Source organism: Streptomyces yongxingensis (assembly GCF_055597465.1).
This window is the reverse complement of record NZ_CM145717.1, coordinates 7,311,526-7,325,902: the sequence shown is the minus strand read 5'-3', so window position 1 is coordinate 7,325,902 and position 14,377 is coordinate 7,311,526. Positions and strand designations below refer to the sequence as shown.

The following is a 14,377-nucleotide window of genomic DNA, read 5'->3' as shown; positions in this document are numbered from 1 at the left end:
TACGCAAGTGAACCGCGATAAGGGGAAAATTCATGTGTCCGGCGGGCCGGTCAACCTGAAATCCGGTGCGGGGTCGTATCCTTGCCCGTTAAACCTCCCGCGCGCCCGCGTACATGTCCTCGATCAGGTCCTTGTACTCCCGCTCGACGACCGGGCGCTTGAGCTTCAGGCTGGGCGTCAACTCCCCGTGCTCCACGTCCAGATCACGCGGCAGCAGCCGGAACTTCTTGATCGTCTGCCAGCGCTGGAGCCCGTCGTTGAGCCGCTGCACATACCCCCCGATCAGCTCCCGCACCTCATCGGTGTCCACGACCTCCGCGTAGGTCCTGCCGCCGAGGCCGTGGTCGCCCGCCCACTTCATGATCGTGGGCTCGTCGAGGGCGATCAGCGCGGTGCAGTAGTTGCGGTCGGCGCCGTGCACCAGGATGTTGGAGACGAACGGGCACACCGCCTTGAACTGGCCCTCGACCTCCGCCGGGGCCACGTACTTGCCGCCGGAGGTCTTGATCAGGTCCTTCTTGCGGTCGGTGATCCGCAGATAGCCGTCGGGGGACAGCTCGCCGATGTCCCCGGTGTGGAACCAGCCGTCGGACTCCAGCACCTGCGCGGTCAGCTCCGGCAGCCCGTGGTAGCCCTGCATGATGCCGGGGCCGCGCAGCAGCACCTCGCCGTCGTCGGCGAACCGCACCTCCAGGCCCGGGAACGCCTTGCCGACCGTGCCGGTGCGGTAGTCCGCCGGGTTGAGGAAGCTGGCGGCGCTGGACTCGGTCAGGCCGTAGCCCTCCAGGATGTTGATCCCGGCGCCCGCGAAGAAGTAGCCGATGTCGGGCGCGAGCGCGGCGGAGCCGGACACCGCGGCCCGGAGCCGGCCGCCGAACGCCTCGCGCAGCTTGCCGTAGACCAGCTTGTCGGCCACCGCGTGCTGGGCCCGGAGGCCGAAGGGCACGGAGGCGGTGCCGGTGCGGCGGAAGTTGTCCTGGGAGATCCTGGCGTAGTCCCGGGCGACCCCGGCCGCCCACTGGAAGATCTTGTACTGGGCCGCCCCGCCCTCGCGCGCCCGCTGGGCCACCCCGTTGTAGACCTTCTCGAAGATCCGCGGCACGGCACACATATAGGTCGGCCGGACCACCGGCAGATTGTCGATGATCTTGTCGACCCGGCCGTCCACCGCCGTGGTGTGGCCGACGTAGATCTGCCCCGCCGTCAGCACCTTGCCGAAGACATGCGCGAGCGGCAGCCAGAGGTACTGCACGTCGTCGGGGAAGAGCAGTCCGTCCTGATTGCCGATCACAATGGCCATGTACGACCAGGAGTCATGCGCCAGGCGTACGCCCTTGGGGCGCCCGGTGGTCCCGGACGTGTAGATGAGCGTCGCCAGCTGATCGCTGCGCAGGGCGTCCATCCGCTCCCGTACGGCGTCCGGCCGCCGTTCCAGCAGGGCCGTGCCCCGCTTCTCCAGCTCGGTGAGCGAGAGCACCCAGCCCTCGGGGTCGTCCGCGGCGGGGACCGCGTCGTCGGCCTGGATCACCACCACATGGGCCAGTTCGGGGAGCTCCTCGCGCTGCGCCCGCACCTTGGCGAGCTGCGCCGCGTCCTCGGCGATCAGCACCCGGCTGCCGGAGTCGGAGAGGATGAAGGAGGTCTCGTCGGCGTTGGTGCTCGGGTACACCGTGGTGGTGGCCGCCCCCGCGCAGAGCACGCCGAGGTCGGACAGGATCCACTCGACACGGGTCGAGGAGGCCAGCGCCACCCGCTCCTCGGGGCGGATGCCCAGATCGATCAGTCCGGCGGCGATGGCGAAGACCCGATCCGCGCTTTCCCGCCAGGTCAGCGGCCGCCACTCATCGGGGCCCGTGCCCGAGGCAGGGGGCACCGGATAGCGGTACGCCTCCTTGTCCGGTGTCGCCTCGACGCGCCGGAGGAAGTGCGTCGCCAGGGACGGCGGCCGGTTCTCGAGCAAGTTCTGTGTGTCGGTCACGGCATCCTCCGGGGCCCGCATCATTGCTTGGTGACTCGCGAGTAACCTTCGAGTAGGTGATCAGGGTAGGGGCCGAATCCTTACGGCGTAAGGGGGCCGGGTCACGTTGTTCTCACGAGATGCCCAAGAGAAGCCCCGGAAGGCGGCGGGCCCGGCGCATCCATCACGCCAGGCCCGCTGACCACGCTGTCCCCGGTGCTCCGGCCCTGGGGCCTCTTCCCCGGGGCGGGGTCCTACTTCTTCGCCTTGGAGTCCTTGCCGTCGGAGTCGGAGGACAGCACCGCGATGAATGCCTCCTGGGGCACCTCCACGCTGCCGACCATCTTCATCCGCTTCTTGCCTTCCTTCTGCTTCTCCAGCAGCTTCCGCTTACGGGAGATGTCACCGCCGTAGCACTTGGCGAGGACGTCCTTACGGATGGCACGGACCGTCTCCCGGGCGATCACCCGGGAGCCGATGGCCGCCTGGATGGGCACCTCGAAGTTCTGCCGCGGGATGAGCTCGCGCAGCTTGGCGACCAGCCGGACGCCGTACGCGTACGCCTTGTCCTTGTGCGTGATCGCCGAGAACGCGTCCACCTTGTCGCCGTGCAGCAGGATGTCGACCTTGACCAGCTCGGAGGTCTGCTCACCGGTGGGCTCGTAGTCGAGCGAGGCATAGCCGCGGGTCTTGGACTTCAACTGGTCGAAGAAGTCGAAGACGACCTCGGCGAGCGGCAGGGTGTAGCGGATCTCGACCCGGTCCTCGGAGAGGTAGTCCATGCCGAGCAGCACGCCGCGGCGGTTCTGGCACAGCTCCATGATCGCGCCGATGAACTCGCTCGGGGCGAGGATGGTGCCCCGGACGACCGGCTCGTGCACCGTGTCGATCTTGCCCACCGGGAACTCGCTGGGGTTGGTCACCGTGTGCTCGGTGCCGTCCTCCATCTCCACCCGGTAGACCACATTGGGCGCGGTGGCGATCAGGTCGAGATTGAATTCGCGCTCCAGGCGCTCACGGATGACCTCCAGGTGCAGCAGCCCGAGGAAGCCGACGCGGAAGCCGAAGCCGAGGGCGGCCGAGGTCTCCGGCTCGTAGACCAGCGCGGCATCGTTGAGCTGCAGCTTGTCCAGTGCCTCGCGCAGCTCGGGGTAGTCCGAGCCGTCCAGCGGATACAGCCCCGAGAACACCATCGGCTTGGGGTCCTTGTAGCCGCCCAGCGGCTCCTGCGCGCCGCCGCTGACCTGGGTGATCGTGTCACCGACCTTGGACTGGCGGACATCCTTCACACCGGTGATCAGATAGCCCACCTCGCCCACGGACAGCCCGTCGGCGGGGGTCATCTCGGGCGAGTTGGTGCCGATCTCCAGCAGCTCATGGGCGGCGCCGGTGGACATCATCCTGATCCGCTCGCGCTTGCTGAGCGTGCCGTCGACGACCTTCACATAGGTCACGACGCCCCGGTAGGCGTCATAGACGGAGTCGAAGATCATCGCGCGGGCGGGGGCGTCATGGACGCCCACGGGGGCGGGAACGAGCTCGACGACCCGGTCCAGCAGCTCGGCCACGCCCTCGCCGGTCTTGGCGGAGACCTTCAGCACGTCGGAGGGGTCGCAGCCGATGAGGTGGGCGAGCTCGGCGGCGTACTTCTCCGGCTGGGCGGCGGGCAGGTCGATCTTGTTGAGGACCGGGATGATCGTGAGGTCGTGCTCCATCGCCAGATAGAGGTTGGCGAGGGTCTGGGCCTCGATGCCCTGGGCCGCGTCGACCAGCAGGATGCAGCCCTCGCACGCGGCGAGGGAGCGCGAGACCTCATAGGTGAAGTCCACGTGGCCCGGGGTGTCGATCATGTTGAGGATGTGGGTGGCGGGCTCGCCGCCCTCGTCCTTCGTCGGCGCCCAGGGCAGCCGGACCGCCTGGGACTTGATCGTGATGCCGCGCTCGCGCTCGATGTCCATGCGGTCGAGGTACTGCGCGCGCATCTGCCGTTGCTCGACCACCCCGGTCAGCTGGAGCATGCGGTCGGCGAGCGTCGACTTGCCGTGGTCGATGTGCGCGATGATGCAGAAGTTACGGATCAGAGCCGGGTCGGTACGGCTCGGCTCCGGCACATTGGTAGGGGTCGCGGGCACGCAGGGTCCTGTGTCTAGGCGGGACTCGGTGTTATCGGTATGGGTCAGTCCCGTCCATGGTCCCATGAATGGCGACCTCTTCCGGGTTTGGGACGCCATGGACCCTGCTGGTAACCTGGCCGACTGTGTCTCGTGCCCTCTCTTTGACGGAGATCTCCAAGGACATCTCCCTAGAGGTCTCCATGGACGTCGTCACGGACGTCGCCATGGGCACGGACGCACCACGAAGCAAGTGAAACCCAACGAACCTGCGAAGGCTTTTACGTGGCGAACATCAAGTCCCAGATCAAGCGGAACAAGACGAACGAGAAGGCGCGCCTGCGCAACAAGGCGGTCAAGTCCGAGCTGAAGACCGCCATCCGCCGCACCCGCGAGGCCGTGGCCGCCGGTGACGCCGAGAAGGCCGCCGAAGCCATCCGCATCGCCGCGCGCAAGCTCGACAAGGCCGTCAGCAAGGGCGTTCTGCACAAGAACAACGCCGCCAACAAGAAGTCGGCGCTCGCCCAGCAGGTCTCCAGCATCCAGGGCTGACGCCTTCCGGGGCCGGCCTCGGAGGCTGACGCCTTCCGGGCCTGGTCTCCAGCCGGTTTGGGCACAGCGGTCCCTCTCACCCGCTCCTACCGGCAGCCGAGATCCTCTGCAGCCCCTTCAGCGGCACCGCGCCGCACGCGGCCTGCGTTCGCCACGCGGGTGCGGCGCACTTGATCGACACGAAGGCCCCGCGCCTGTCCTTTCCCCAGGACAGGGCGGGGCTTTCGCGCTTAATTCGGGTATGTTCACGTCATGTCGACACCGGGGGAAACACCCAATCCGTACGGGCCGCCGCAGCCGCCCCAACCGCCTCAGCCGCCTCAGCAGGGCCCGGCGCAGAGCACGCCGCAGGGGCCAGGACAGAGCCCGTCGCAGAGCCCGCCGCCCGGCCCGTATGGACAGGTGCCGCCCCAGGCCCAGCCGCCCCAGCACAATCCGTACGCCCAGCCGACGATGCCTTCCGCCCCCCTGGGCGGCGGCTACGGCCCGATGGGCGCGCCGGGCACGCCTCCCGGCGCACCGCCCATGGGCCCCGGGGCCGGGGGCGGGGGCGGCGGCAAGGGCTGGCTGTGGGGGCTGGGCGGAGCCGTCGTCGCCTCGGCGGTCTGGGCCGGGGTGCTGTTCGCCACGGGAGGCTTCGACGGGAACGAGGCGGAGGCCGATCTCGCGGGCTACCGCTATACGACCAATCTGTGCAGCTCGACGGAGTCCCAGGCGTTCGAGGACGCCGGGTACGAGCAGAAGAGCGGCTCGTCGTCGAACCCCCAGCACAGCAGCACCGAAAACCCCGCGCTGGACTCGATGACCTGCAACATCGACTTCGAGCCGAGCGGCGCGAGCAGCAGCGACTACTCCTCGGTGTGGCTCTACACGACGGCGTCGCTGCACAAGAAGACCGACCCGGGCCCCGAGTTCGAGGCCCAGTACCGGGCGTACGAGGACCAGAGGACGTCCAGCTACAGCTATGAGGTGAGCCCGGTCAGGGGGCTGGGCGACGAGGCGTACGTGGTGAGGCAGGAGAGCAAGAGCAGCACCTCGAACACCGGCGCCTATGTGATCCTCGCCGTGCGGGAAGGCTGGATGACCTATCAGTCGACCTGGTCGGAGTATGTGTCGTCCTCCTCCAGCGCCTCGGCCAAGACCCCGGAAGAGGCCACCGAGATGCTCAAGAAGAGCGCGAAGGCGACGCTGGAGAAGATGAAGGACTGACCGCGGCCCCGGGCCCTAGCGGCGGCCCGCCCGGGCGGCGCGGGCGATCGTGACGACGGCCTTCTCCAGGGCGTACTCCGGGTCGTCCCCGCCGCCCTTGACCCCCGCATCGGCCTCGGCGACGGCACGCAGCGCGATCGCCACTCCGTCCGCCGACCAGCCGCGCATCTGCTGCCGCACCCGGTCGATCTTCCATGGCGGCATGCCCAGCTCCCGGGCGAGATCGCCGGGACGGGCGCCGCGCGGCGCGGAGGCCAGCTTGCCGATGGAGCGGACGCCCTGGGCCAGGGCGCTGGTGATCAGCACCGGCGGCACCCCGGTGGAGACGGCCCAGCGCAGGGCCTCCAGCGCCTCGGCCGCGCGGCCCTCGACGGCACGGTCGGCGACAGTGAAGCTGGACGCCTCGGCGCGCCCGGTGTAGTAGCGGGCGACGACGGCCTCGTCGATCGTGCCCTCGACATCGGCCACGAGCTGGGAGACCGCGCTGGCCAGCTCGCGCAGATCGCTCCCGATGGCGTCGACCAGGGCCTGGCATGCCTCGGGCGTGGCGGACCGGCCGGTGGCACGGAACTCCGACCGTACGAACGCCAGCCGGTCGGCGGGCTTGGTCATCTTCGGGCAGGCGACCTCGCGCGCCCCGGCCTTACGGGCGGCGTCGAGCAGCCCCTTGCCCTTGGCCCCGCCCGCGTGCAGCAGCACCAGGGTGATCTCCTCGGCGGGGGTGCCGAGGTAGCCCTTCACGTCCTTGATCGTGTCGGCCGACAGATCCTGTGCGTTGCGCACCACCACGACCTTGCGCTCCGCGAAGAGCGAGGGGCTGGTCAGCTCGGCAAGGGTGCCGGGCTGGAGCGCGTCGGGCATGAGGTCGCGCACATCGGTGTCGGGGTCGGCCGCGCGGGCGGCCGCCACCACCTGCTGCACGGCGCGGTCGAGCAGCAGCTCCTCCTGGCCCACGGCGAGGGTCACCGGGGCGAGTGGATCGTCGGTCGTCGTCTTCCTGGCCATCGCGGTCCAGCATCCCACGGACCACCGACAGCCCCGCCGTCCGGATGTCCGACAATGTTCCGGTGATCGATGAAGGACTGACCGGCGCCCGGCACGCCCGGCACATCCTGGTGCTCCCCGACCGCGACGCGGCGGAGGAGGTGGCCGCGGCCCTCCCCGAGCGCTTCGGCACCACCCAGGAGCCCCAGCTGGTGCGGGACGCCCTGGCGGGCGAGGACGACGCCGAGGACGCCCAGTGGCTGGTGGTGATCGAGGACCCGGCCGGCCGGCTGGACCCGACGGCGCTGGACGCGCTCGCGGACGAGTACGACGGCTGGCTGGAGGCCGAATAACGTCCGACACTAGGCTCATGACCAACCGTGGGCACGGAAGAGGGGGATTCCAAGGATGAGCGGAACGGTGACGGCAGTCAGCAGCAATGGCGAGTACTCGTTCACCAAGCCGAACCGGGACAGCATCACCCTGCTCACCGGCCTCGGTGTCGAGGGCGACGTCCACGCCGGCGTAACGGTCAAACACCGCTCCCGCGTCGCCCAGGACCCCACCCAGCCGAACCTGCGCCAGGTCCACCTCATCCACGAAGAACTCTTCGCGGAGGTCGGTGCGGAGGGCTTCACGGTCCTGCCCGGTGACCTCGGCGAAAACATCACCACCCGCGGCATCGACCTGCTCGCCCTCCCCGTCGGCACCCTGCTGCGCATCGGCGACGAGGCAGTGCTGGAGGTCACCGGCCTCCGCAATCCCTGCCTGCAGATCGACCACTTCCGACACGGCCTCCTGAAGCAGGTCGTCGGCCGTGACGAGGCCGGAAACATCATCCGTAAGGCCGGAATCATGAGCGTCGTACGGGAGGGCGGCACAGTCCGCCCGGGCGACCTGATCCAGGCCGAGCTCCCCGCCGAACCCCACCGCCCCCTGGACCGCGTCTGAGGGCGGGGCGCTCCCTGCCGCGATGAGTTCCGGCCGGGCCGGGAGTCTCTTCTGGTGACCGTCGTAGAACGCCGTACGACGCCGCCGGGCACGAGACACCACGGAGGACACCATGATGGCCACACCGGACGACCCGACCACCGCGCTGCCCGGCCGCCCGCCCGTGGTCGACCTGGCCACCTGGCAGGCCGCCCGTGACGAGCTGCTGGTCCGCGAGAAGGCCCACACCCGCGAGGGCGACGCCATCGCCGCGGCCCGCCGCCGGCTGCCGATGGTGGAGTTCGACGGGTCGGTCGAGGTCGTCGGACCCGACGGCCCGGTCCCGTTCCTGGATCTGTTCCAGGGCCGCGACGAGCTCGTGGTCTACAAGCACATGTGGTACGACGGCGCACCGCACCAGGGGCAGTGCGAGGGCTGCACCACCACGGCCTGGCACCTGAAGGACGCCGCCTACCTCAACGCCCGCGGCGTCTCGTTCGCCGTCCTCACCACGGGCCGCTGGGAGGAGGTGGCCTCCTACGTCGCGTTCATGGGCTACACCCAGCCCTGGTACTCGGTGCGCGACGTGGACGGGCCGGCCGGCGGCAGCATGGGTTATCTCACCTGCTACCTGCGCGACGGCGACCGCGTGTTCCTCACCTACTCCACGACGGGCCGCGGCAATGAACGGGTCAACGGGTCCCTCGGCCTGCTCGACATGACGCCCTACGGCCGCGGCGAGGCGTGGGAGGACAACCCGGAGGGTCGGCCCGAGGGGCGCGACGCGTGCTGGTCCTGGCGCTCGGACGCGGACGGGAACGCCACCTGGGGCCCGACCAGCCGCCCCGTGCCGCAGTGGACCCGCCCCGGCGCGACCCCCGTGGAGACCCTCGGCCGGCACGGCCACCATCGGTAGTCGGGTGTGTCAGGCGGACCGTCGCGCAGTCCCGCCGCGGCCTCCGAGGACCGCGCGTAGGCCCCGTTCACGCGTGACCGCGATGGGGCCGTCGGTGTCGGTTCGCAGTACGGCGGCGCCCTGGGCGCGTAGGGAGGCGATGGTGCGGGGCGAGGGGTGGCCGTAGGGGTTGTCGGCACCGCAGGAGATCAGGGCCAGGCGGGGGCTGAGGCGCCGGAGCAGATGTCGGTCCTGGTAGGCCGAGCCATGGTGGGCGACCTTGAGGACGTCGATCTCGGGAAGGGCCGGGTGTGTCGTCAGCAGGGCTTGCTGGGCGGGGGGTTCGAGGTCGCCCAGGAGGAGCAGGGTCAGGCCCGCCGTGCGGACGAGGAGGGTGACGCTTGCGTCGTTCGGGCCCTCGGTCGCGGCCGGGGCGGGTGACCGGGCGGGCCAGAGGACCTGCCAGGACAGTGGGCCGAGGCGTCGTCGTTCCCCTGGCTGCGCCGTGATGACCGGGATATGCGCCGACCGGGCCTTGCGGCGTACGAACTCGGCCTGGCCTGGTGGTTCTTCCAGGGCGGTCGTCTCGATCGCGCCGACCGCGCGGCCGCGTAACGCACCGGTCAGCCCGGCCACATGGTCGGCATGGAAGTGGGTCAGGATCAGGAGCGGGATCCTGACGACGCCCAGGGAGCGCAGGCACCGGTCGACGGCTCGGGGCTCGGGGCCGGTGTCCACGACGACGGCCGTGCCGGGGCCCGCGGCCAGGACCAGGGCGTCACCTTGTCCGACATCGCACGCCACCATCCGCCAACCGGGCGGTGGCCAGCCGGTGATGACCCGGACCAGGGGTGCCGGGCGCACGACGGCCAGCAGTACCAGCAGTGCGCATACGGCGCACAGCAGGCGGTGGCGCAGCAGTCGGCGACCGGCGAGGGCCACGGCCAGGGTGATGGCGGCCAGCAGGAGTGCGCCGGTCCAGCCGTCCGGCCAGTCCGCCTCGGCTCCTGGCAGCGCCGCGCCGGTGCGGGCCACCTGGGCGATCCACTCGGCGGGCCAGCCCGCCGGCCAGGCGATCCACTGGGCGAGCGGCGGTGCGACGGCGGCTGCGGCGAGCGCGGCGAAGCCGAGGGTGGTGGCGGGGGCTACCACCACTTCGGCGATGAGGTTGCAGGGGATCGCCACCAGGCTCACTCGCGCGGCCATCACCACGACGACCGGTGCGCAGACCGCCTGGGCCGCGGCGGCGGCCGCCAGCGCCTCGGCCACCCGGGCCGGTACGCCACGGCGCTGGAGGGCCGCGCTCCATCCCGGCGCGATGGTGAGCAGGGCGCCGGTGGCCAGCACGGAGAGCAGGAAGCCGTAGCTCCGGGCCAGCCAGGGGTCGTAGAGCACCAGCGCGAGGACGGCGGCGGCCAGGGCCGGGAGCAGGGAGCGGCGGCGGCCGGTGCCGAGGGCGAGCAGCGTGATCAGCCCGCAGGCGGCGGCGCGCAGCACACTGGGCTCAGGTCTGCAGACGATGACGAAGGCGAGCGTGAGCCCGCCGCCGAGGATGGCGGTGGTGCGCAGCCGGATGCCGAGCGCGCCCGCGAGACCGCGCCGCTCGGCTCGCCCGGCCAGCTGGGGCGGGCCCGTGAGCAGGGCGAGCACCAGTGTCAGATTGCTGCCGGAGACGGCCATGAGGTGCAGCATGTCCGTGGCCCGGAACGCCTCGTCCAGCTCGGGCGGCACCCGTGAGGTGTCCCCCACGACCAGTGCCGGGAGCAGCGCCCGCGCGTCCGGGGAGAGCCCGTCGGTCGCGGTGCGCAGCCCGGCGCGCAACCGCCCGGCCAGCCGCTGGACCGCGCTGGGCGGCCCTGTGACCTTCGGGGGCCCGCTGTTTACGCGCACTACGGCCGCGATACGGTCCCCGTCGCGCAGCGGTGGCGCCAAGCGGCCGTGGACGCGCAGACGTGTGGACGGCAGCAGCCCGAGCCAGGCCGTCCGCTCTGCGCCGGACCTGGGGTGAACCGTGACCAGGACGGGCGTGCGGGTGGTGGTCGTGGTGCCGTCGGCGCCGGTGACCCGGTCGGCCTCCGCTTCCAGGACCACGGACGCCGGCGCGAGCGTCGCGCCCCGCACCCGTGGCCGAGTGAGCCGTGGGTCCCCCGTGACGGTCACCTCGGCTGTGGCCTCGGCGTACTCCTGGGCGAGTGCGGGGACGGGGCCACGGCGTACGTCCGCCCCGTGCAGCCCGGCGACCGCCCCCGCGGCGGCCCCGCACAACAGCAATGCGGCGATCGCTCCCGCCGTACGGCGCCCACGCCAGGCGACAGCGCGTGGCGGTGAAGTGGCTTGCCGCCCCGGCAGGTCAGGGCCTTCCGGGAGCGGTGCCGGCGAGGGCGCGTCCGGTCCGTGCCGGGGGCGGGGGGTGGCGCGTTGTCGGCCGTCCGGTGTCGGGGCTCGTCGGCGGGTCCGGATGAGCAGGGCCGCCGCTACGAGGGTGGCCGCTGTGCAGGCGAGGGCCACCGTTGGGAGTGGTGCGTCCAGGGCCAGTGCTGCGGCCGCCCAGGCGGTCAGGGCCGGGGGTACGAGGCGGAGGTCGAGTGGGCCCTCCTGGCGTGGGTGTGACGCACCGCGTGGGGACGCGGCTGCCGCATGGACCGGGGCGCGGGTGCGCGGGGGCTGCGCGGACGTCATGGCCGGACCAGCGGGCGCAGGTCGGCGAACCGGCGCTCGCCGATGCCGTTCACCTCGCGGAGTTCATCGATGGAACGGAAACCTCCGTGCTGGGTGCGGTAGTCGATGATGTGCCGGGCCAGGACGGGGCCCACTCCGGGGAGGGTGTCGAGCTGTTCGGCGGTCGCGGAGTTCAGGCTGACCGAGCCACCGGGTGCCCCCGGTCCGGCCGGTGCGTTGGGCCCGGTGGGCGCGTTGGGCTCGTTGGGTGCGTTGGGTGCGTTCGGGCCACCGGCCGCCGCGCCCGGCGCCGGTGGTCCGGCCGCAGGCGCGCCGACCACGATCTGTTCTCCGTCCACCAGCGGGCGGGCGCGGTTCAGCCCGCTCAGCTCGGCGCCCGGCCGTACCCCGCCCGCTGCTTCCAGCGCGTCGGCGACCCTCGACCCGGGCGGCAGTGTGCGCAGGCCGGGGCGGCGGACCTTGCCCGTCACATCCACCACGACCGTCCGGCCGCCGCCGGACGGAGCGAGCTTCCCGCCCGGCGGGGGGCCGGGTTCGGAAGGTGCGGCGCGCGGGGGCTCCGCGTCCGGGGCGCGCACGGTCTGGGGACGGCCGGTCCAGAAGTGGTAGGCCGCGAAGGCCACCGCGGCGAGCAGGGCGACCGCCAGGGCGGCGACCGTCTTCAGCTCCATGCCACAGCGCAGCTGAAGCCACAACGGCAGCCGCTCGCGCAGGGCCAGCCCTGCCCGGTCGCGTCTGCGCAGCGGACCATTCTCGGACGCGTTCTCAGGCCCCTCCTCGTGCCTGTCCTCGTGCCCGTCCTCGGGCGGCTCCTCGTTCCGCACCTCCTCCGCCGCCGCATCCGACCCCGCGACGCCCTTCGGTCCGTCCCGGCTGCCCAGAGCGATGGCCCGGACCGCGGCCGGGGGCGCCGGGGGCGCCGACGAGGCCGTGGCGAAGAGCGCCGCCGCGCGGCTCGCGCGTGAACAGGCGGCGGGGTGGGTCCGGCGGTGGGCGCCGCGGTCGCGGCTTCCGGCGCTGACCAGACCCGTACCGGACGGCGGGCGTGGGCGGCGGCCCGCCCCGCCGTCGCGGCGGCGGCCGCGCCCCGGGCCCGTGGTTACTGTGCGTGATCGTGACCTCATGCCACCTGACGGTAGGCACATGGAGCCGATCGCGCCGGTCCGCATCAATTTCCGGGGATAACCCCCGCGTTGTGGACAACTCCGTCACCCCGCCGAGTGAAGGGCCGCCCCCACCCTCCGCTACCGCGGAGAGACCACCGCCCCCAGCAGACCCGGCCCGGTGTGCGCCCCGATCACCGCGCCCACCTCGCTCACATACAGCTCCGCGAGCCCCGGCACCCGCTCCCGCAGCCGCTCCGCGAGCGCCGTCGCCCGTTCGCCCGCCGCCAGGTGCTGCACCGCGATGTCCACCGGGCTCCGGCCGGCCCGCTCCACCACGATCTCCTCGAGCCGGGCGATGGCCTTCGAGACGGTGCGGACCTTCTCCCGCAGCTCGATCCGCCCCTCGTCGAGCTGGAGCAGCGGTTTGACCGCGAGCGCCGAGCCGAGCAGGGCCTGGGCCGCGCCGATGCGGCCGCCGCGCCGCAGGTAGTCGAGGGTGTCGACGTAGAAGTAGGCGGCCGTGCCGTCGGCCCGCTTCTCCGCCGCCGCCACGGCCTCGTCCAGCGTGCCGCCGCCCTCCGCCGTCTCGGCCGCCGCCAGCGCGCAGAAGCCGAGCGCCATCGCGACCATTCCGCTGTCCACCACCCGCACCGGAACGGGCGCGTCCTGTGCCGCGAGCACCGCCGCGTCGTAGGTGCCGGAGAACTCGGCCGACAGATGCAGGGAGACGATGCCCGTCGCGCCCTCCTCGGCGGCGGCCCGATAGGCGGCCGCGAACATCTCCGGACTGGGCCGGGACGTCGTCACCGGCTTCCGCTTCTGCAACGCCTGCGCGAGGGACCGGGCCGAGATCTCGGTGCCCTCCTCCAGGGCCCGGTCTCCGAGCACCACCGTCAGCGGCACGGCGGTGATGCGGTGCCGCTCCATCGCATCCTGCGGCAAGTACGCCGTGGAATCGGTCACGATCGCGACATGGCGGGACATGACTGGGAGGTTATCGGGGGATGGCGCCTGCCGACAGCGCGACCCCACCGGATGATCAATTGCCTTGCCGATCATGCCCTGTTCAGACGTGACTCAGATCCTGTTCTCCGACCGGGTTCGTTCCGGGGTTCCGGGGTTCCGGGGTCTCAGGCCGTGTTCTCGGGACGGGGGGACTGCTGCCAGGGCTTCTGCCACGGCTGGGGCTCCGTATTCGACCTCGCCCCGAGCGACGGCCGGGGCGACTCCGGCTCCTGCCCCGCCGCGGGCCCAGGTCGCGCCCCCACGTCGGGTCCAGGTCGTGAACCCGCGTCGGGCGCCGTCCACGGCTCCTCAGGCTCCGCCGCCGTCCAGTGCCGCAGCGCCCCCGCCTCCATCTCGATCTCGCGGCCCAGCGAGTCCAGATCGTCGTGCGCCATCCGATGCGTCCGCTCCTGCACCGCCCAGCGCAGCGAGTCGGCGGAGTGGGTGATCCGCTGCGTACGCTCCCGCATCTCGGGCAGCAGGGCGGCGAGCCGGGACCTGTCGGGCTCCTGCTCCAGCCGCTTCAGATCCGCTTCCAGGTCCAGCGCATGGGCGCTCAGCCGCTGGAACAGGCCCAACGACTCCGACAGGGACCGGTCTTGCGGGGCGGCCGCCTGCAGCGCCTGCCCGGTGGCGCGCATCGAACCGCGCAGGGAGAGCCGCAGCTGGGCGAGCTCACCGGCCGCGCCCGGCTGGGCGAGCTGCCGGGCCCGGAGTCTGGTCTCCTCCACCGTGACGCGCGCCTGGTGCACCGTACGGTCGATACCGCGCTTGGCCGCCCTGACCGCGCGAACAGCCCCGTAGACCCCCGCCAGCATGATCAGAACGAAAAGCGTCAACAGGATCCAGATGGCTTCCATGTGCGCTCCTTGGGGCGGCGGTCACGGCACGGTGGCGGTCGTCCTCTCAGCGTAAACGCGCCGGGCGGGCCAGAGGTTCCGGACGAACC

General features: G+C 71.8%; 12 protein-coding genes. 5 read left to right on the top strand and 7 right to left on the bottom strand.

Annotated elements, in window-relative coordinates; all coding sequences use genetic code 11:
- Positions 1-88 precede the first annotated feature (88 nt).
- A complete protein-coding gene (locus ACZ6TD_RS31095; protein WP_471343435.1) occupies positions 89-1,978 on the bottom strand; it encodes an AMP-dependent synthetase/ligase in 1,890 nt (629 codons plus the stop codon).
- Positions 1,979-2,211: 233 nt separating this feature from the next.
- Positions 2,212-4,089: a translation elongation factor 4 gene (gene lepA, locus ACZ6TD_RS31090; RefSeq protein ID WP_471343434.1), complete on the bottom strand. Its 1,878-nt coding sequence runs from the start codon at positions 4,087-4,089 to the stop codon at positions 2,212-2,214.
- Positions 4,090-4,353: 264 nt separating this feature from the next.
- Here lepA and rpsT point away from each other — a divergent pair, with 264 nt between their 5' ends.
- Both rpsT and ACZ6TD_RS31080 read left to right on the top strand, forming a co-directional pair.
- Complete coding sequence (gene rpsT / locus ACZ6TD_RS31085) at positions 4,354-4,620, top strand: 30S ribosomal protein S20 (RefSeq protein ID WP_471343432.1); 267 nt, start codon at positions 4,354-4,356, stop codon at positions 4,618-4,620.
- A gap of 453 nt (positions 4,621-5,073) precedes the next feature.
- A complete protein-coding gene (locus ACZ6TD_RS31080) occupies positions 5,074-5,829 on the top strand; it encodes a hypothetical protein (protein WP_471343431.1) in 756 nt (251 codons plus the stop codon).
- Between the two features lie 15 nt (positions 5,830-5,844).
- Here the strand turns inward: ACZ6TD_RS31080 and holA are convergent, their stop codons facing one another.
- Positions 5,845-6,834: a DNA polymerase III subunit delta gene (gene holA, locus ACZ6TD_RS31075; protein ID WP_020871375.1), complete on the bottom strand. Its 990-nt coding sequence runs from the start codon at positions 6,832-6,834 to the stop codon at positions 5,845-5,847.
- A gap of 44 nt (positions 6,835-6,878) precedes the next feature.
- Here holA and ACZ6TD_RS31070 point away from each other — a divergent pair, with 44 nt between their 5' ends.
- The 3 genes from ACZ6TD_RS31070 to ACZ6TD_RS31060 all read left to right on the top strand — a co-directional run bounded on the left by ACZ6TD_RS31070 (position 6,879) and on the right by ACZ6TD_RS31060 (position 8,659).
- Positions 6,879-7,166 carry a hypothetical protein gene (locus tag ACZ6TD_RS31070; RefSeq protein ID WP_471343429.1) on the top strand — a complete coding sequence of 96 codons (288 nt, stop codon included), beginning with the start codon at positions 6,879-6,881 and terminating at the stop codon, positions 7,164-7,166.
- A 55-nt stretch (positions 7,167-7,221) separates the two neighbouring features.
- Positions 7,222-7,764: an MOSC domain-containing protein gene (locus tag ACZ6TD_RS31065; protein WP_471343427.1), complete on the top strand. Its 543-nt coding sequence runs from the start codon at positions 7,222-7,224 to the stop codon at positions 7,762-7,764.
- A gap of 112 nt (positions 7,765-7,876) precedes the next feature.
- On the top strand, positions 7,877-8,659 hold the full coding sequence (locus tag ACZ6TD_RS31060) for a DUF899 domain-containing protein (protein ID WP_471343424.1): 783 nt from the start codon (positions 7,877-7,879) through the stop codon (positions 8,657-8,659).
- Positions 8,660-8,668: 9 nt separating this feature from the next.
- Here the strand turns inward: ACZ6TD_RS31060 and ACZ6TD_RS31055 are convergent, their stop codons facing one another.
- The 4 genes from ACZ6TD_RS31055 to ACZ6TD_RS31040 all read right to left on the bottom strand — a co-directional run bounded on the left by ACZ6TD_RS31055 (position 8,669) and on the right by ACZ6TD_RS31040 (position 14,288).
- Positions 8,669-11,317, bottom strand: coding sequence for a ComEC/Rec2 family competence protein (locus ACZ6TD_RS31055; protein WP_471343423.1), 2,649 nt, complete (start codon positions 11,315-11,317; stop codon positions 8,669-8,671).
- Entirely contained in the window at positions 11,314-12,441 is a 1,128-nt protein-coding gene (locus tag ACZ6TD_RS31050; protein WP_471343421.1) for a ComEA family DNA-binding protein, read from the bottom strand. The genes ACZ6TD_RS31055 and ACZ6TD_RS31050 overlap by 4 nt, the downstream gene beginning before the upstream one ends.
- 120 nt (positions 12,442-12,561) lie before the next feature.
- Positions 12,562-13,407 carry a DegV family protein gene (locus ACZ6TD_RS31045; protein WP_471343420.1) on the bottom strand — a complete coding sequence of 282 codons (846 nt, stop codon included), beginning with the start codon at positions 13,405-13,407 and terminating at the stop codon, positions 12,562-12,564.
- A gap of 146 nt (positions 13,408-13,553) precedes the next feature.
- Positions 13,554-14,288, bottom strand: coding sequence for a hypothetical protein (locus ACZ6TD_RS31040; protein WP_471343418.1), 735 nt, complete (start codon positions 14,286-14,288; stop codon positions 13,554-13,556).
- Positions 14,289-14,377: the final 89 nt, after the last annotated feature.